At 68.8% G+C, this 18,254-nt stretch carries 17 protein-coding genes; 4 read left to right on the top strand and 13 right to left on the bottom strand.

Annotation, left to right across the window (positions count from 1 at the left end):
• The 10 genes from AC1DTF_RS29220 to thiO all read right to left on the bottom strand — a co-directional run.
• Positions 1-2,058 (bottom strand): MMPL family transporter (locus tag AC1DTF_RS29220; RefSeq protein WP_477476573.1); only part of this gene is annotated, 2,058 nt, incomplete at its 3' end.
• Positions 2,059-2,078: 20 nt separating this feature from the next.
• On the bottom strand, positions 2,079-2,339 hold the full coding sequence (locus AC1DTF_RS29215) for a hypothetical protein (RefSeq protein WP_477476572.1): 261 nt from the start codon (positions 2,337-2,339) through the stop codon (positions 2,079-2,081).
• A 6-nt stretch (positions 2,340-2,345) separates the two neighbouring features.
• Positions 2,346-3,740: a M28 family peptidase gene (locus AC1DTF_RS29210; protein ID WP_477476571.1), complete on the bottom strand. Its 1,395-nt coding sequence runs from the start codon at positions 3,738-3,740 to the stop codon at positions 2,346-2,348.
• On the bottom strand, positions 3,737-5,245 hold the full coding sequence (locus tag AC1DTF_RS29205; RefSeq protein WP_477476570.1) for a M28 family metallopeptidase: 1,509 nt from the start codon (positions 5,243-5,245) through the stop codon (positions 3,737-3,739). Before AC1DTF_RS29205 ends, AC1DTF_RS29210 begins: the two co-directional genes overlap by 4 nt.
• Positions 5,246-5,264: 19 nt before the next feature.
• On the bottom strand, positions 5,265-6,011 hold the full coding sequence (locus tag AC1DTF_RS29200) for an ABC transporter permease (protein ID WP_477476569.1): 747 nt from the start codon (positions 6,009-6,011) through the stop codon (positions 5,265-5,267).
• The gene (locus AC1DTF_RS29195; protein ID WP_057170225.1) at positions 6,008-6,892 is read right to left on the bottom strand and encodes an ABC transporter ATP-binding protein; all 885 of its coding nucleotides are present in this window, start codon (positions 6,890-6,892) and stop codon (positions 6,008-6,010) included. Before AC1DTF_RS29195 ends, AC1DTF_RS29200 begins: the two co-directional genes overlap by 4 nt.
• On the bottom strand, positions 6,889-7,647 hold the full coding sequence (locus tag AC1DTF_RS29190; protein WP_235571560.1) for an SGNH/GDSL hydrolase family protein: 759 nt from the start codon (positions 7,645-7,647) through the stop codon (positions 6,889-6,891). Before AC1DTF_RS29190 ends, AC1DTF_RS29195 begins: the two co-directional genes overlap by 4 nt.
• Positions 7,644-8,408, bottom strand: a complete 765-nt coding sequence (gene thiG / locus AC1DTF_RS29185; protein ID WP_477476568.1) for a thiazole synthase — start codon at positions 8,406-8,408, stop codon at positions 7,644-7,646. The genes AC1DTF_RS29190 and thiG overlap by 4 nt, the downstream gene beginning before the upstream one ends.
• Entirely contained in the window at positions 8,401-8,598 is a 198-nt protein-coding gene (gene thiS / locus AC1DTF_RS29180; protein WP_057170227.1) for a sulfur carrier protein ThiS, read from the bottom strand. Before thiS ends, thiG begins: the two co-directional genes overlap by 8 nt.
• A complete protein-coding gene (thiO, locus tag AC1DTF_RS29175) occupies positions 8,595-9,623 on the bottom strand; it encodes a glycine oxidase ThiO (RefSeq protein ID WP_156409392.1) in 1,029 nt (342 codons plus the stop codon). Before thiO ends, thiS begins: the two co-directional genes overlap by 4 nt.
• A gap of 93 nt (positions 9,624-9,716) precedes the next feature.
• Here thiO and thiE point away from each other — a divergent pair, with 93 nt between their 5' ends.
• Positions 9,717-10,388: a thiamine phosphate synthase gene (gene thiE / locus AC1DTF_RS29170; protein ID WP_477476567.1), complete on the top strand. Its 672-nt coding sequence runs from the start codon at positions 9,717-9,719 to the stop codon at positions 10,386-10,388.
• Here thiE and AC1DTF_RS29165 read toward each other — a convergent pair.
• Positions 10,360-10,839 carry an NUDIX hydrolase gene (locus AC1DTF_RS29165; RefSeq protein WP_057170693.1) on the bottom strand — a complete coding sequence of 160 codons (480 nt, stop codon included), beginning with the start codon at positions 10,837-10,839 and terminating at the stop codon, positions 10,360-10,362. The two genes, thiE and AC1DTF_RS29165, sit on opposite strands and share 29 nt — an antisense overlap.
• Before the next feature lie 86 nt (positions 10,840-10,925).
• Here AC1DTF_RS29165 and glnX point away from each other — a divergent pair, with 86 nt between their 5' ends.
• From glnX to AC1DTF_RS29150, 3 genes are read left to right on the top strand one after another with little or no spacing between them, the layout of a single operon-like run.
• A complete protein-coding gene (gene glnX, locus AC1DTF_RS29160) occupies positions 10,926-12,245 on the top strand; it encodes a protein kinase G-activating protein GlnX (protein ID WP_477476566.1) in 1,320 nt (439 codons plus the stop codon).
• A 20-nt stretch (positions 12,246-12,265) separates the two neighbouring features.
• Positions 12,266-13,201, top strand: a complete 936-nt coding sequence (locus tag AC1DTF_RS29155) for a glutamate ABC transporter substrate-binding protein (RefSeq protein WP_477476565.1) — start codon at positions 12,266-12,268, stop codon at positions 13,199-13,201.
• On the top strand, positions 13,201-15,444 hold the full coding sequence (locus AC1DTF_RS29150; protein WP_057170231.1) for a serine/threonine-protein kinase PknG: 2,244 nt from the start codon (positions 13,201-13,203) through the stop codon (positions 15,442-15,444). The genes AC1DTF_RS29155 and AC1DTF_RS29150 overlap by 1 nt, the downstream gene beginning before the upstream one ends.
• Here AC1DTF_RS29150 and AC1DTF_RS29145 read toward each other — a convergent pair.
• A complete protein-coding gene (locus tag AC1DTF_RS29145) occupies positions 15,441-16,544 on the bottom strand; it encodes an acetate kinase (RefSeq protein ID WP_477476564.1) in 1,104 nt (367 codons plus the stop codon). The genes AC1DTF_RS29150 and AC1DTF_RS29145 overlap by 4 nt on opposite strands.
• On the bottom strand, positions 16,541-18,254 hold a 1,714-nt coding region (gene pta, locus AC1DTF_RS29140), incomplete at its 5' end, for a phosphate acetyltransferase (protein WP_477476563.1). The genes AC1DTF_RS29145 and pta, both read right to left, overlap by 4 nt.

Raw genomic sequence — 18,254 nt, 5'->3', positions numbered from 1 at the left:
CAACTGCATGAATGCCGGTACCAGGACCATCCGCACCAGCGTGGCATCCATCAGCACCGCCAGCGTCAGCCCCAGACCGAACATTCGCATGAATGACACATTTGCCGCAATCAGCGCGGCAAACGAGATCGACATCACAAGTGCCGCAGCGGTAACCACGCGACCGGTACGCGCCAGGCCCAGCGCCACGCTCTCCCCGACATCGGCCGACGTGCGCCCCGAGGCCAGCCAGTACTCACGGATACGGGCGAGCAGAAACACCTCATAGTCCATCGACAACCCGAAGGCGATACAGAACAACAGCACCGGGATGTTGGCGACCAGCGTGCCCGTGGACGTGGTGCCCAGCGCGCCGAGATGCCCGTCTTGGAAGATCCACACCATCGCACCGAAAGTGGCAGTGAGCGACAAGATGTTGAGCACAAGCGCTTTCAGCGGGAGCACCACACTGCCGGTGAGCAGGAACAGCAAACAGAACGTGATGGCCGCGATCAGACCGAGCACCAGCGGCAGCTTGTCGGCGATGGCGTCCACACTGTCCCGGTCGGTCTGCGCCACCCCGCCCAGCAGGACCTGCCGGCCATCCGGGCCGGTCACCTCGTGCAGCCGGTCCAGCTGTGCCGACGACGCCTCGGAGAACAACGGTGCCGAACTGGACACCCGCAGGAACATGCTGCCGTCGCGTTCCACCGGCGGTGAGACCGCCGAAACATCGTTCACCGCGGACAATTCCGCCATATAGCGGTCCAGGTCGGCGCGCGTCAGCCCGGCCGAATCCGGGAGGACGACGGTGACATCGGTCGCCGAGTTGTGGGCGAAGTCCTGCCTCAGCCGGTCCCCCACCTGATGGGCCGACGCGGTGGGCGGCAGCACCCGGTCATCGGGGAAACCCCACTTGACCCCGGTGAACGGCAGGCCCAGCAGGACCAGCAGCGCCACCACCGCCAGTCCGATCGGCACGGCCCGGCGCAGCACGAATGTGGTTGAGCGGTACCAGAACTGTTGCTCGACCGGGCGCCCGCCGGGCTTGGTCCTGCCGATGCGGTCGCCGAGCAGCACAATGGCCGCCGGGGTGAGCACCAGCGCCGCGACCGCCGCGAACACCACGGTGGCCACACCGGCGTAGGCGAAGGATTTGAGGAAGTACATCGGGAACAGCACCAGCGTGGACATCGGTAACGCCACCGTCGTCGCCGAGAAGACGACGGTGCGCCCGGCCGTCACCATCGTGCGCACCAGCGCGTCCTCACGGGAGGCTCCGTCGGCGAGTTCGTCGCGGTAGCGGCTGATCATCAGCAACGTGTAGTCGATGGCCAGCGCCAGACCCATTGCCATGCAGAGATTCAGGGCGAACACCGACACATCGGTGGCCATGGTGATCAGCCGCAGCACCGCCAGCGACCCGAGGATCGCCATCACGCCGACCACCACCGGTACCGCCGCGGCGAGCAGGCCCCCGAACACCCACACCAGCACCAGGAAGCTGAACGGGATGGCGATCGACTCCATCACCAGCAGGTCGCGCTGGGACTGCTCGGTGATCTGGGTGTTCACCATGGCCAGCCCGCCGGCCTGCACGCGCACCCCGTCCCGGTCGTGCACCAGGGTGTCGACGAGATCCTTGGCGTTGTTCTGGGCGTACTTCTCGCCCCCGCTGATCCCGGCGACGATCAGGCCTGCGCTGCCGTCCCGGCTGAGCAGCTCGGCGGGTTGTGGAACGGTCCACGCCGAACTGACGTCGGCCACATGCCCGGATTCCTGCAGTGCCGTGACGATCTCGGTCCCGACCCGGCGGGCGTCGGGGTTCATGGCGCCGTCCGGGTCCGACACCACGATCAGCAACTGCATATCGCCCTGGTCGAACCTGCCGGTCAGCAGTGCGGCCGCCCGGCTGGATTCCGCGTGGGGATCTTGGAATCCGCCGGCGGTCAGCTTCTGGGTGACCGGGACACCGAAGATCGCCGCGGCGACCGCGAGGAAAGCGGCGGCGGCCAGAATCCGCCGGGGGGCGGCGATGGCCAGACGAGCGAGGCGTTCGAGAACGCCGGGTTTTTCCACCGGCTCATGGTGCCCGATGGCTACCCGTCCTGGGTCTCCACGTGGGCCCGGATGCGGCCCTGTTCGTCGAGCCAGCCCTTGGATCCCGCGTAGGAGACCATGCCCGCCAGTTTCTGCTGCCAGTCCGGGTCGTCGGCGCGCCCGGCCAGTGCGGTCAGGTCAGCGGGATCCACCCACGAGTGCGCCGTGGTGACGACGACGACCTTGAACGCGGTGAAGTCCTCGGGTTCGACGACCTCGACGAGCGGCGGGGTGGTGCTGGTATCGATACGCAGATACATGTGTCCTCATCCTCGGCGATGCCGGGCGTCCCGGGCCGGGACACCGTTGACGCCCTCGATCGAATGCGCGTAGGTGCCGATGGCGAAGGCCAGCGCCGGTCCGGTGATCGACAGGGCGCGGTGGTCGACGTTCTCGATATCGTCGCGGGCGGTGCCGTGATTGGGGTCGAAGGCGGCCCCGGCGCGCCCACCCCAGAGCCGGGCCTGCGCGGCGCTCTTCTGCTGGGTCGACCCGGTGGTGAGACCGCCGACGGGCACGCCCGCGGTCAGGAACGGGCTGTAATCGCCGGCGTTGTCCAGCGGGATGTCGGCGGGCCGGACACCGGCGAGGTTCAGGTAGCCGGCCAGGGTGCGTTCGATCCCGGCCGAGCCCTCGGGTGCCTCGTTGACCGCCGCGGACTGGTCTCCGTCATAGGTGAAGAAGCCGGCGTTCTGCGAGCCGAGCATGTCCGCATCCAGGTAGGCGGCGATATCGTCGAGCTGGGCTGCGTCCAGCCCGGACACGTATTTTCCTGCCGCGCCCAGACTCTCGGATCCCCAGAAGGCGAAACGGACGGCGTTACCATCCGCGGGAGCCGACCCCAGCGCCTGGGCAATGCTCAGCAGCGCCGCCACGCCGGTGCCGTTGTCGTTGATTCCGGGGCTGCGTGGCGCGCTGTCCAGGTTGGCGCCGGCCATCACCACATTGCCGGTGTCGCCGGTGGTGGTCTGGGCGATGACATTTCGCGATCTGGCCACCGACGCCTGGGCGTCGAGGGTCAGCCGGACTGCTGCGCTGGTGCGGCGCAGGGCGGCATCGGTGGTGCGGTCGATGACGGCGACCGGCAGCGTGAGCTTCTGGTAGTAGCCGGGCTCGAACAGGCCCTTGGTGCCGCCGGCGCTCACCACCAGCAGCCCGACGGCGCCCTTGGCGACCGCCGCGTTCTGCTTGACCACCACCGAGCATCCGGTGTCGTCGACGATCGCGAGCGCACCGCGCACGTCGCCGTAATCCGCCGCCTCGCAACCGGCGGGTTCACCCGGCCGCAGCGATGGGCCGCTGATCCCGCCGCGCGGGGTGCCGGCCAGCGGGGATGCCTGCGTGACGGGATAGCTGCGGCCGCCGATCTGCAGGGTCGGCTTTCCCGGGTCGCCCATCTTCAGCCATTCGAATTCCGGTGTGCTCACCTGGAATCCGGCGTCGTTGAGCACACCGGCGATGTAGTCGACGGTGGCCTCGTACCCTTGTGTGCCCACCGACCGGATCCCGATGCCGCTGAGCTCCTCGAGGTGGGCGAAGATGGCATCGGCGTTCACCTTGCCCGCGAGGTCGCGCGCCGGGTCGGTGGGCGCGGGTTCGGTTGGGGCCGAACAGGATGCCATCATCAGCGCAGCGGCGGCCACCGCCAGCGCTCGTCTCATGAGGCGGACTGTGCGTGCCGGGTGCGGTCCTCGCGCACCGGAACTCCGTTGCGGCCGCTGATGTCCTGAGCGTAGAGAGCTGTCGAGTAGCCGACGCCGCGACCGAGGATCTCCAGCGCGGTGCGGTCGATCTGGTCGAGGGTGTCGGTCTTCTTGTGATAGTTCGGGTCGAACGGCTGGTCGGCCTTTCCGCCCCACAGCTCGGCCTCCTCGGCGGTCATGTTCTCCTCGGCACCGGAGAACAGTCCACCGGAAGGGATGCCGGCCTGAGTGAAGGCGTCGTAATCGGAGCGCCCGTCGAAGCTGGTGTCCCTGGCGGGCTTACCCGTGCCGTCGAGGTACCCGACCAGCATGCGCTCGATCCCGGCGGAGCCCTCCGGCACCCGCGGGACACTGCCGTCGGCCGCCGGTGGCGCGGACTGGTTCCCGTCGTAGGTGAAGTACCCCGGGTTCGGCGAGCCCACCATGTCGAAGTTCAGGTACAGCGCAATGTCTTTGAGTGCGTCGGCATCCAGCTTGCCGATGTAGTCCGACGAGCCGAGCAGGCCGAGTTCCTCGGCGCCCCAGAATCCGAAGCGGACTGCGTTCTCGACATCCGGCGAGCTGCCCATCTGCAGCGCGGTCTCCAGCACCGCGGCCACTCCCGAACCGTTGTCGTTGATCCCCGGCCCTTCGGGCACGCTGTCCAGGTGGGCGCCCACCATGACGACGTTCTCGGTGGATCCGGTCTTGGTCTGGGCGATCACATTGCTGGTTTTCTTGACGTTGACACCGGCCTTGAGTGTGACGGTGGCCTCGCCGGGGTTGGCGCGCAACCGGGCGCCCTCGGCCTTGGTGATGGCCAGGACCGGGATCTTGACGGCGGTCTTACTGCCGAGGGTGCCGCCGAACTCCTCGACGGGTCGGTCCTCGTTGTCGGCGATGAGCAGTGCCACTGCGCCGCGCTTGGCGGCGATGCCCGCCTTGTCGCCGAACTGGCACGTGCCGCGGTCCACCAGCACCACCGCGCCCTGCACCGGCAGGCCCTCGTAGTCGGCGTCGGCGCAGCCCGGGCTCTCGTCGGCGGGTGCGGCCACCAACGGGCCGGACACCCCCTGCGGCTCGGTGCCGACCGTGAAGGACATGCCCTTGGCTGCGACCTTGCTGCCTGCCACCGTCACATCGGGCTCCTCGGCGAACGGCAGGCGCACCTCGAATTCTTCGGTCTTGGCGTCGAAACCCTTGTCACGCAGAAGGTTCGCCACATAGTCGACGCTGGCCTGATACCCGGGGGTGCCCATCGCACGGTTACCGCCGTGCTGGTCGGCGATCTCCTGCAGGCGGGTCAGGTGCCCCATCATGGCGTCGGCGCCGAGGCTCTGACCGATCTTCTCGGCGTATTCCGTCGCCGAACCGCCGGGTTCCGACGGTGACGCGGTATCGGCGTCCTTGCCGCATCCGCTGACACCCACGGCGAGGGCGGCCACGGACAGCATGGCCACCAGGGACCGTGATCTGAACTGCATGAGCCCCACGGTAGCCGACTCAGGGATCGCGTCGGGCAACGATGCCGACAGCCGTGGCGAACACCGCCACCGCCACCGCGGCGAAGTAGACGGCCGAGCCCAGCGGGCCCCACCACATTGAAAAGGTCTGCAACCACGCTATTTCGGTGAACGCGTTGGCGTTGGCGAACGGTAGCAGCGGGCCCACCCTGGATCCGACACCCGGGATGGCCCCGAGCAGCGGTTCCAGCACGAACGGCATCAGCAGCAGGATCGCGACGACGGCGGCGCTGTGCCGCACCCACGCGCCGAGGCCCACCGCCAGCAGCGCGGCCAGCACCGCGTACAGCGTCACCGCCCCGACGGTGCGCCACGGTGCGAAGTCGGTGAGTGCAAGCTGCACACCCTGGCGCCCATCGAGCATCGCCCGCACCAGCACCAGCGAACCCAACGACATGACCGCGGCGAGCGCCCCGGAGAACACCATGCTGACAACGGCTTTCGCGACGAGCACCCGGGATCGTCGCGGTGTCGCCATGAATGTCGTGCGGATCATCCCGGTCCGGTACTCCCCGGTGACGGTCAGCGCGGACAGGATCATCAGCACCGGGACGCCGAACATCGCCACCCCGAGCACCGCCCGGTCCGGGGTCACCACGCTGTAGGGCAGTGCCGCCGCGGCCTGGATGGCGGCCAGGCCCAGGCTGATCACGACCACGGTGAGCGCCAGCCACAGCGGTGACCGGGTGCTGGTGAGTTTGATGCGCTCGGCGTCGATGGTRCTCATGAGCCGGCCCGGTACTGCACGGCATCGTCGGTGAGGTTCATGTAGGCCTCCTCCAGGGAGGCCCCCTGCGCGGTGAGTTCGTGCAGCACGATGCCGTGCGCCGCGGCCAGGTCACCGACCTGTTCGGTGCTGGTGCCGTCGACCAGCAGTGCCGCACCCTCGCGGCGGGCTCCCGGTAGCAGCGCGGCCAGTTGGTCGATCTGCGGGCTGCGCACCCGGACCGTGTCGGCCTGATTCAGGAATTCGGTCATGGTGGTGGCGGTGATCAGCCGGCCCCGGCCGATCACCAGCACCCGGTCGGCGGTGTTGGCCATCTCGGCCAGCAGGTGACTGGACACGAACACGGTGCGGCCCTCGGCGGCAAGCCTCCGCATCAGGGTTCTGATCCAGCGGATACCTTCGGGATCCAGCCCGTTGACCGGCTCGTCGAACAGCAGCACTTGCGGGTCGCCCAGGAGTGCGGCCGCGATGCCGAGGCGCTGCAGCATGCCCAGCGAGAACGCGCCGGCCTGCTTCCCGGCCGCCTCGGTCAATCCGACCTCGGCCAGCACCTCGTCGACCCTGCGTTCCGGAATCCGGTTGGTTGCCGCGATCCACCGCAGATGCGAGCGTGCGGTCCGGTTCGGGTGCACCTGCCGGGCATCGAGCAGCGCGCCCACGGTGCGCAGCGGGTGCTTGTGCTCGTGATAGGGCCGGCCGGCGACGGTGACGGTGCCGGCACTGGGCCGGTCCAGCCCGACGATCATCCGCATGGTGGTCGATTTGCCTGCCCCGTTGGGCCCCAGGAACCCGGTCACCACCCCGGGTTCGATGGTGCAGGTCAGCTGGTCGACAGCCCGGACAGAGGCGAAAGTTTTTGTCAGCCCGGTCAGTTCGATCACGCTGCGAACTCTGCCACGATCAGGTCGGCCACCGCACGCATGCCGTCGGCGTTGGGGTGCAGCGGCGCGGTGTGGCCGGGGATGGGCACCGGAAACCTGCTCGGCAGGTTCGTCCAGGGCTGTGCCGACCACGGGTGGTGCTCGCGACTGGCCTGCCCGGCCCGCACCACGGCGGCACCGGTGACCTCCGCCGCGGCGGCGGTGAGACGTTCCAGTTCAGCGGCGATGCGCCGGCCCAGGGCGGTGTCGCCCGCGGACAGCGGTGGTGCCGCCCCGCGCGGCGGCAGCAGGGTCAGGTAATCGACGAACATCACCCGCGCCTGCGGTGCGCGCCGCCGGATCAGCCGGCCGACCTCGATCAGCTCGTCGGCCACCGCGCCCAGTGCCCGCTCGCGTGCGCCGGCGTCGCGCATACCGCGCAGCGGCGGCAGCCACCGCAACGGGGCGGGCAGCGCGGCGGCGCACAGCATCGGCACGTAGCCGACGTCGTTGCCGCCGATGGTGACCGTGACCAGCGCCTCGGATCCGTCGAGCGCATCGACCTGGGGCGGTTCGCCGTGCTGCGGGTCGGTCAGCACGTGGGCGGTGGTGGCCCCCGAGTAGGTGACGTCGACCAGGTCGAGGTCCAGGCGTTGCGCGACAAGGTGCGGGTAGTTGCGCTGTGAGCGCATCGCCAGCAGGGGCGACCCGGGCACCGTCGGGGGGATACCGGGGCCGGCGGCCATCGACGAGCCCAGCGCCACGTACCGGGTCACGGGATGGCGGGGCTCGATGCCTGCGCCCAGAAACGCTTCGGGATCCGCCCGGCGTGCCGGGCCAGGTGTCCTGCGGTGACGGCGGCCGCCATGGCCGCGGCCATCGCGGCCGGGTCGGCGGCGCGGGTCACCGCGGTGGCCAGCAGCACGGCGTCGCAACCCAGTTCCATCGCCAGCGCGGCGTCGCTGGCGGTGCCGATGCCCGCGTCCAGGATCACCGGGACGTTCGCCTGGTCGACGATCATCTCGATGTGGTGCGGGTTCGCGATGCCCAGACCGGTGCCGATGGGTGAGCCCAGCGGCATGACGGCCGCGCAGCCGGTGTCCTCCAGCCGGCGGGCCAGCACCGGATCGTCATTCGTGTAGGGCAGCACGATGAAGCCGTCGTCCACCAATTGTTCTGCGGCCTTGACCAACTCGATCGCGTCGGGCAGCAGGGTGCGTTCGTCGGCGATCACCTCCAGCTTGACCCACTCGGTGCCCAGCGCCTCGCGGGCCAGCTGGGCGGTGAGCACGGCCTCGGCCGCGCCGCGGCAGCCGGCGGTGTTCGGCAGCGGGGTGATGCCCAGCGTGTTGAGCAGATCCAGTACGCCGGTACCGGATTCGGCGTCGACCCGGCGCATGGCCACGGTGGTGAGTTCGGTCCCGGAGGCGATCAGCGCCTCCTCCAGCACCGCCAGGTTCGCCGCGCCACCGGTGCCCATGATGAGCCGGGAGCCGAACTCCCGGCCCGCGATGGTGAGTTTCTTGTTGTCAGCCACCCTGCACCGCCGTCACCACTTCCACCCGGGCGCCGACGGCCAGCGCGGTATGCCACGACGACCTGGGCAGCACCTCCCAGTCCACCGCGACCGCGATGCCCTTGTCCGGAAAACCCAACTGGTTCACCAATTCCTCGACCGTGGTGCCGTCGGGCACCTCGGCTTCCTCACCGTTGACCAGCAAGATCATGTTGCCCCTCTGCGTGCTACAAGTTCCGTGGCGATCCGCTCCGCCGTCCATGGCGCCAGCAGAAAACCGTTGCGTCCGTGACCGGTGGCGGCCAGCGTGCACTCGTCGAGCCTACCGACCAGCGGCAGCCCGTCCGGCGTCATCGGACGTAATCCGGCCGCACACTCGGCGAGTTCGTACTCGCCCAGCGCGGGCATCACCGCGCAGGCATCGTCGAGCAGATCACGCACCCCTCGGACCACCGGGGCGGTGTCCCGGCCGTGCTCGTACTGGGTGGCACCCACCACCACCCCGTCTCCGCGCGGCACCAGGTACACCGGCCTTCCGTGCACGCGGGCCCGAACAACGCGCTGCGGCAACGGCATACAGCCCTTGCGCCAGCGCAGCCGAAGTACCTCGCCCTTGACCGGGTGCACCGCGAGACCCGGCCACAGGGTGGGCGCGTCGATCCCGTTGGCGATCACCCGCTGATCGGCGTCCACCGCGGCCAGATCCTCGACCGGCGGCGCCCACTGCACGCCCAGTTCCTCGCAGGCCTGCTCCAGGGCGGCCACCAGAGCCCGATTGTCCACGGCCAGTTCGGTATCGGCGCGGAACCCGTGCCGGATGCCCTGGGCGAGCAGCGGCTCGACATCGCGGGCGGACGTCGTCACCGTGACCGGGTGCCCCTGCTCGGACAACCAGTCGGCCACCGTCTTGAGGTCCGCGACGTCGGCCCGGTCGACCGCCACCACCAGCGATTCATGGGCGGTCACCACCTCGGCGGGCAGCCCGTCCAGGAATCCGGCATGCCAGAGCTTGAGGGATTCGAGACCGATCGCCAGCAGGGCGTCCTCGCCCGGCCAGCCCTCGCTGTGCGGGGCCAGCATGCCGCCGGCCACCCAGGAGGCTCCACGTGCCTCGGTCCGGTGCACGCGCACCGACCAGCCGTCCTGCGCGGCACGGCGCGCCACCGACAGGCCGATGACACCGCCGCCGATCACGGCAAGAGATCCCGCCACCATTTCCTCTCCCTTCGCCGGCATGACCCGGATCAGGTGCGACGGTCAGGGCCGGTCGTGCGCCCACTCTCAGTCCCCGGTCCCGGGACTCCCGTGTTCAGCTGTCAGGATACTCGGGTGTCCGATCCCCTCGAACGCCTCGCCTCAGCTTCTCTCTACCTGTGCACCGATGCCCGGCGTGAACGCGGCGACCTGGCCGAATTCGCGGACGCGGCGCTGGCCGGCGGGGTGGACATCATCCAGCTGCGCGACAAGGGGTCGGCGGGCGAGCGGCAGTTCGGCCCGCTGGAGGCCCGCCAGGAACTCGATGCGCTGGCGGTGCTGGCCGATGCGGCACGCCGCCACGGCGCGCTGTTCGCGGTCAACGACCGCGCCGACATCTCGCGGGCGGCGGTTGCCGATGTGCTGCACCTCGGCCAGGACGACCTGCCGCTGGACATTGCGCGCGACGTCATCGGCCCCAGACCGGTGATCGGGCGCTCCACCCACGATGCCGGTCAGGTCGGGGCGGCGATCGACGAGGCGGTGGACTACTTCTGTGTCGGGCCGTGCTGGCCCACCCCGACCAAACCCGGGCGGACCGCGCCGGGACTGGATCTGGTCCGCCACGCCGCGGCGCTGGCACCGGACAAGCCGTGGTTCGCCATCGGTGGAATCGACGGGCAGCGGCTGCCCGAGGTGTTGGCAGCCGGCGCTCGCCGCATCGTCGTGGTGCGGGCCATCACCGCAGCCGAGGACCCGCAGGCCGCGGCTCGCAGCCTCAAGGAATCAGTGGGATTTCGGCCGTAACCGTGCGCAGCCGCTCCCAGCTCGCGGCAAAGCCGGGATGCAACGGCAGCTCGGACACCTCGTGCTCGGGCACCCAGCGCAGCTCGGAACTCTCCCGGTTCGGAATGGTGTGCAACTGCTCGGCGGCATCGGCGATGACGGTGGTGTAGCTCCAGCCCGGCACCTCGTGGGTGACGACGCAGACCCGGACGGTCATCTGGACGGCCTGCACACCCGCCTCCTCGAAGGCTTCCCGCACCGCGGCCTCTTCGACGGACTCGTGGCTGTCGCGGGCTCCGCCGGGCAGTGCCCAGGTGCCACCCTGGTGGCTCCACGGGGCTCGATGCTGCAACAGCACGGCGAAGGTACCGTCGGGACCGGGCGCGCGAAGCAGCAGTCCGGCCGCGCCGTGACGTCCCCAGAAGTGGCCGCCGCCGTCCGAAACCACCCAACCGTCACCGTCACCGCGCACGACATCAGAATAGGGGCTCGCGAATTCCCACACGTCACTCCAATGTCTCTTAGACTTCTTAGAAACGGGAGGAGGTCGGCCAACACGTGACCGTGGAGTTGGCGCACCCGTCGACCGAACCGCTGGCTTCACGTTCGCCGACCAATCCCGTGCACCCGCGCTGGTGGTTCCTGTGGACCACACCCGGGCGCATCCTGACCATCGGTGTGGTGCTGTCCGCGCTCGTGATCGCGTGCGCGTTCGCGACATCGACGACGATCAACGACCGTCAGGAAGCGCTCACCACGGTGCTCGACCACAGCGAGCCGCTGGCCTTCGCCGCCGGTCAGCTCTACACCACGCTGTCGGTCGCCGACGCGGCCGCCGCGACCGCCTTCATCGCGGGCGCCGAACCCCAGGATGTGCGGCAGCGCTACGAACAGGCCATCACCGACGCGTCGGTCGCCGTCACCCGCGCCTCGGCCGGGCTGACCACCGAGCCCATGATCGAAATGCTGGGCCGGGTCAACGCCGAACTGGCCGTCTACACCGGCCTGGTCGAAACCGCCCGGACCAACAACCGCGCGGGCAATCCGGTGGGTTCGTCCTATCTGTCCGAGGCGTCGGCCCTGATGCAGTCCAAGATCCTGCCGGATGCGCAACGGCTCTACGAGGCGACCTCGGCGCGGGTGGACGCCGAGACCACCGCCTCCACCCGCATCCCGGCGCCGGTCATCCTGGTGGTGCTGGCCACCGTCATGTTCGGGCTGTTCGCCAACAGGTGGCTGACCAAGCGGACAAGGCGGCGGGTCAACATCGGTTTCGTGGCGGGCGGGCTGGCCGTGCTGATTATGGTGGTGTGGGTGGGCACCGCACTCGTCATCTCCACCTCGGACAGTCGCAGCGCCAAAAACACTGCGGCACAATCGCTCAAGACGGTGACGACGATGGCCATCACCGCGCAGCAGGCCCGCGCCGACGAGACGATCGCCCTGGTGCGCCGCGGCGACGAGGACGTCCGCAAGCAGTCCTACTACCAGCGCATCGACAGCATGCAGCAGCAGCTGAACACCTTCTTGAACGCCAACAACGGCATCGACAAACAGGACCTGTCCGGCGCCGGAGATCTGCTGCGCAAGTGGCGGGCATCCAATGACCGGATCAACGCCTACATCTCCGTCGGCGACTACCAGGCCGCCACCCAGGTGGCGCTGGGCACCGGTGAGGACAACTCCACGCCGGCGTTCAGCAGCCTGGACGCCGCGCTGGCCAAGGCCATCGAGGAGAGCCGCGGCCAGTTGCGCACCGATATCGTCAACGCCCGCCGGGTGCTGTCGGGGGCGACCGTCGGCGCCGCGGCGCTCAGCGTCCTTGCGGCCTTCGCGGTGGCGCTCGGGCTGTGGCCGAGACTCAGCGAGTACCGCTAGTGAGAAAACTCTGGGCTCTCGTGGCTGCGGCGGCGGTGCTGACCGGCTGCCAGCAGGCCTCCACCGTCGATCCGATTCCGGCGGTGACGCTCTCTCCGCCCACCCCGGCCGGAATGGAGCAGGCCCCGCCGGAGGAGATCCCCGCCCTGCCCGACAACTCCACCTGCGACCGCACCGCGAGCCTGCGCCCCTTCCCGAACCGGGCCCAGGCCGAGGATGCGGTGGAGAACATCCGCAACCGCGGCCGGCTGATCGTGGGACTCGACATCGGCAGTAACCTGTTCTCCTTCCGGGACCCGATCACCGGTGAGATCACCGGGTTCGACGTCGACATTGCCGGTGAGGTGGCCCGCGACATCTTCGGCACCCCATCGCAGGTGGAGTACCGCATCCTGTCCTCGGCCGACCGGATCGAGGCGCTGGAGAACAATCAGGTCGACATCGTGGTGAAGACCATGAGCATCACCTGCGAACGCCGCAAGCAGGTCGACTTCTCCACCGAATACCTGTCGGCGAACCAGCGCATCCTGGCCCCGCGCGACTCGATGATCCGGCAGGCCGGCGATCTGTCCGGCAAGCGGGTGTGCGCGGTGAAGGGCACCACGTCGCGCAAACGCATCCAGCAGATCCAGCCGCCGGTGAACCTGGTGGATGTGGTGACCTGGGCGGACTGCCTGGTGGCGCTGCAGCAACGGCAGGTCGACGCGGTCAGCACCGACGATTCGATCCTTGCCGGTCTGGTGAGCCAGGATCCGTATCTGCACATCGTCGGCCCCAGCATGAATCAGGAGCCCTACGGGATCGGGGTCAACAAGAACAACCCCGGCCTGGTCCGGTTCGTCAACGGCACCTTGGAGCGCATTCGGCGCGACGGCACCTGGAATACGCTGTACCGCAAGTGGTTGACGGTGCTGGGTCCGACGCCGGCACCCCCGGTGGCGAGGTATTCCGACTGATGAACGACGACAACGACCCCGGCACCCAGCCCGCCGCACTGTCCGATCTCGAAGATTTCGACGAGGATTCGGTCGCGACACTGCGCCCGATGGCCACCCAGGCCGTGTACCGGCCCGATTTCGAGGACACCGACCGCGCCGCCACGGTGTCCACCGAGCCGTCCGAGAGCATGACCACGCTGACCCGGCCGCGCTCCACCATCCGCCGCATCGGTGGCGGCCTGGTCGAGGTGCCCCGGGTCTACGAGCGCGATCCGCTGACCGCGTTGATGACCAATCCGGTGGTGGCCGAGGCGAAACGGTTCTGCTGGAACTGCAACCGGCCGGTGGGGCGCGCCTCCAAGGACGGGCCCGCCCGCTCCGAGGGCATCTGCCCGCGCTGCGGCAGCCCGTTCTCGTTCCTGCCGCAACTCAGTCCCGGGGACATGGTCATCGACCAGTACCGGATCAAGGGTTGTATCGCACACGGCGGTCTGGGCTGGGTGTATCTGGCCTTCGACACCAATGTGAACGGCCGACCGGTCGTCCTCAAGGGTCTGGTGCATTCCGGTGACGCCGAGGCACAGGCCACCGCGATGGCCGAACGGCAGTTCCTCGCCGAGGTGACCCATCCCGCGATCGTGAAGATCTTCAACTTTGTCGAACACGACGACAAACACGGTGAGCCCGTCGGGTACATCGTGATGGAGTACGTCGGCGGCACCTCGCTCAAACAGCCCAAGGGCGTCAAACTGCCGGTGGCACAGGCGATCGCGTACATGCTGGAGATCCTGCCCGCACTCGGCTATCTGCACTCCGTCGGCCTGGTCTACAACGACCTGAAACCCGAGAACATCATGGTCACCGCGGAGCAGCTCAAGCTCATCGACCTCGGCGCGGTGTCGCGGATCAACTCGTTCGGATACCTCTACGGCACACCGGGTTACCAGGCACCGGAGATCGTGCGCACCGGGCCCACGGTGCAGACCGACATCTACACGGTGGGGCGCACGCTGGCGGCACTCACCCTGAACCTGCGCACCCGCAAGGGCCGCTACGTCGACGGCCTGCCCGAGGATGACCCGGTGCTGGCCAAGTACGACTCGTTCGCCCGGCTGCTGCGCCGCGCCATCGACCCGGATCCGCACCGCCGCTTCGCCAGCGCCGACGAGATGTCGGGCCAGTTGCTGGGCGTGCTGCGCGAGGTGGTGGCCCAGGACACCGGGGTGGCCCGCTCGGGCCTGTCGACGGTGTTCAGTCCGCCGCGGTCCACCTTCGGCGTCGAGCTGCTGGTCGCGCACACCGATGTGTACCTGGACGGTCAGGTGCACTCGGAGAAGCTGACGGCCCCGGAGATCGTCAAGGCCCTGCAGGTGCCGCTGGTCGACCCGGCCGATGTCGGCGCGCCGATCCTGTCCGCCACCGTGCTCAGTCAGCCTGTGCAGACGCTGGATTCGCTGCGCGCGGCGCGGCACGGCACGCTGGACTCCGAGGGTATCGATCTGTCCGAGTCGGTGGAACTGCCGCTGATGGAGGCGCGGGCGCTGCTGGACCTCGGCGATGTCGCCAAGGCCACCCGCAAGCTCGACGACCTGTTCGAGCGGGTCGGGTGGCGCTGGCGGCTGGTTTGGTTCCGTGGCGTGGCCGCCCTGTTGACCGCCGACTATGACACCGCCACAAAGTATTTCACCGAAGTGCTGGACACACTGCCCGGGGAGTTGGCACCCAAACTGGCGCTGGCCGCCACGGCCGAGCTGGCGGGCAGTTCCGATGAGCGCCGGTTCTATCAGACGGTGTGGCGCACCGACAATGGTGTCATCTCTGCCGGATTCGGGCTGGCCCGGGCGCAGTCCGCGGAGGGTGAGCGCGACGACGCGGTCCGGACCCTCGACCAGGTTCCCCCCACCTCAAGGCATTTCACCGTCGCGCGGCTCACCAGTTCGGTGACACTGCTGTCCGGACGGTCCATCAGCGAGGTGTCCGAACAGCAGATCCGCAGTGCCGCAAGGCGGGTGGAGGCGCTACCCGAAAGCGAGCCCCGGGTGCTGCAGATCCGGGCGCTGGTGCTGGGTACCGCGATGGATTGGCTGGCCGACAACACCGCCAGCACCAATCACATCCTCGGGTTCCCGTTCACCCAGCATGGTCTGCAACTCGGCGTGGAGGCATCGCTGCGCGGGCTGGCACGGGTCGCCCCGACGCAGGAGCATCGGTACGCGCTGGTCGATCTGGCCAACAGCGTGCGGCCGACCAGCACGTTCTAACCCAAGACGTCCACACACGCCCGCGCAATGGCCAGCTCTTCATCGGTCGGGATGACCAGCACCGTGACCGGCGACCGCTCCACCGAGATGCGCCGCGGCCCCCGCTCGGACGCGGTGTTGAGCTGCTCGTCCATCTCGATGCCCAGGGTGACCAGACCGGAGAGCGCATCGCGGCGCACCGCGGCATCGTTCTCCCCGACACCGGCGGTGAAGGTGATGACATCGGTCTTTCCGAGCACGGCCAGGTAGGCGCCGATGTACTTGCGCAACCGGTGGATGTAGACGTCATAGGCCAGTTGCGCAGCCTCGTCGCCGGCATCGATGCGCTTGTGCATAGCCCGGAAGTCGATTTCGCCGCCGAGTCCGAACACACCGGACCGCCGGTTGAGCATGGTCTCGATGTCCTCGACGCTCATCTTCGCCGTGCGCCACAGGTAGGTGATGACACCGGGATCGATGTCCCCTGACCGGGTGCCCATGACGAGCCCCTCCATCGGGGTCAGGCCCATGGAGGTGTCGATGGGACGCCCACCGGCGATCGCCGAGGCCGAGGCACCGTTGCCCAGGTGCAGCACGATCTGGTTCAGCGACTCCCACGGTGCGTCCAGGAACACCGCGGCCTGTTCACTGACGTAGCGGTGTGAGGTGCCGTGGAAGCCGTAGCGGCGGATGTTCCAGGCATCGGCCACCTCCCGATCGATCGCGTATTCGGCGGCCGCGGGCGGCAGGTCGTGGAAGAACGCGGTGTCGAACACCGCGACATGGGGCACCTCCGGTAGCACCTTGCGCGCTTCTTTCATGCCGAGCACGGCCGGCGGGTTGTGCAGCGGGGCCAGCGGCGACAGTTCCTCGATGGTCGCGATGGTCTGATCGTCGATCAGGGTCGGCCGGTGCAGTTTGTTCCCGCCGTGCACGACGCGGTGCCCGACCGCCAGCAAGCCGTCCAGGCTGGGTAGCGCCGCGAACACCTCACCCAGCGCCTGCTGGTAGTCGGTCACCCGCTCGATCACGCCACTGGCCAGCGAGGTACCCGAATCAGGCTCCAACAGATCGTATTTCACCGAGGAGGAGCCGCTGTTGAGCACCAGCACCGTGGTCACTGGCGGGCCGCCTGGATCGCGGTGATCGCCACGGTGTTCACGATGTCCTCCACCAGCGCACCCCGGGAGAGATCGTTGACCGGCTTGTTGAGGCCCTGCAGCACCGGACCGATCGCAATGGCCCCGGCGCTGCGCTGCACGGCCTTGTAGGTGTTGTTGCCGGTGTTGAGGTCCGGGAAGATCAGCACGGTGGCCCGGCCGGCCACCTTCGAATCCGGCATCTTGGTCTGCGCGGTGGACGGATCCACCGCCGCGTCGTACTGGATCGGGCCCTCCACCAACAGTTCCGGTTCCCGCTGGCGCACCAGTTCGGTTGCCGCCCTGACCTTGTCGACGTCGGCTCCGGTACCGGAGCTGCCCGTGGAGTAGGACAGCATGGCGACCCGAGGGTCGATCCCGAACTGCGCGGCGGTCCGCGCCGAGGAGATGGCGATGTCGGCGAGCTGCTCGCTCGTCGGGTCCGGCACGATCGCGCAGTCACCGTAGGCGAGTACCCGGTCCTCCAGGCACATCAGGAAGATGCTGGACACCGTGTTGACCCCGGGCAGCGTCTTGATGATCTCGAAGGCCGGGCGGACGGTGTGCGCGGTGGTGTGCCGGGCACCGGACACCATGCCGTCGACCATGTCGTTGTGCACCAGCATGGTGCCGAAATACGAGACGTCGGAGATGGTTTCACGGGCCTGGTCGACGGTGACACCCTTGTGGCTGCGCAGTTTCGCGTACTGCTCGGCGAACTGGTCACACAGTTCACTGGTGCGCGGGTCGAGCACGGTGGCGGCGGTCAGGTCCACGCCGAGTTCGGCGGCCCGGGCCCGGACCGTCTTCTCCTCACCGAGAATGGTCAGGTCGGCCACCCGGTGCGCCAGCAGGCGCCCGGCCGCGCGCAGGATCCGGTCGTCATCGCCCTCGGGCAGCACGATGCGCTGCACATCGGCGCGGGCCGTGTCGATCAGCTGGTAGGTGAACATCTGCGGTGTGGTGACCGTGGGAATCGGAATCGACAGGGTGTCAATGAGATCCGCGGTGTCGACGTATTGCTCCATCAGCGCGAGCGCGGTGTCGACCTTGCGATGGGAGTCCACCGTGACCCGGCCGCGGGCCGACGCGACGGCGCGTGCGGTGTCATAGGTGCCCAGTTCGGTGCTGATGATCGGCAGCCGCGTGCCCAGGCCCGCCACCAGCCGGGCGACCTCCGGGTGCAGCGGCAGACCACCGTTGAGGATCACGCAGGACAGCGACGGAAACCCGGCCGCCGCGTGCGCACCCATCACCGCCATCACCACATCGGAGCGGTCGCCGGGGGTGATGACGGCCATCCCGTCCTTCAGGCGTTCCAGCACGTGCTCGGCGGTCATCCCCGCCACCAGGACACTCATCGCCTCGCGGATCAGTGACTGCTCGTCACCACCGGTGAGTTCGCCGTGCACCGCATCGCGCAGCTCGGCCACCGACGGCGCCACCAGCAGCGGCTCCTCGGGCAGGACGTAACTCTTCGGGCCGAGCGCGCGCAGTGCGTCGGCCACGGCCGTGAGTTGTTCGGGATCGCAGCGGTTGGCCACCACGGCCGCGGTGTGTGCGTGCTGGGAGGCCAGTTCCACCAGGCACACCTCGACGACCTGTGCGACCTCCGCGGGTGTGCGTCCCTGTGCCTTCACCGCGAGCACCACGGGTGCGCCGAGGTTCACCGCGATGCGGGCGTTCACGCTC

It is taken from the genome of Mycobacterium sp. P4_H6, from assembly GCF_056400845.1.
The sequence above is the reverse complement of the archived record's forward strand: the minus strand, read 5'-3'. Positions and strand labels throughout refer to the sequence as shown.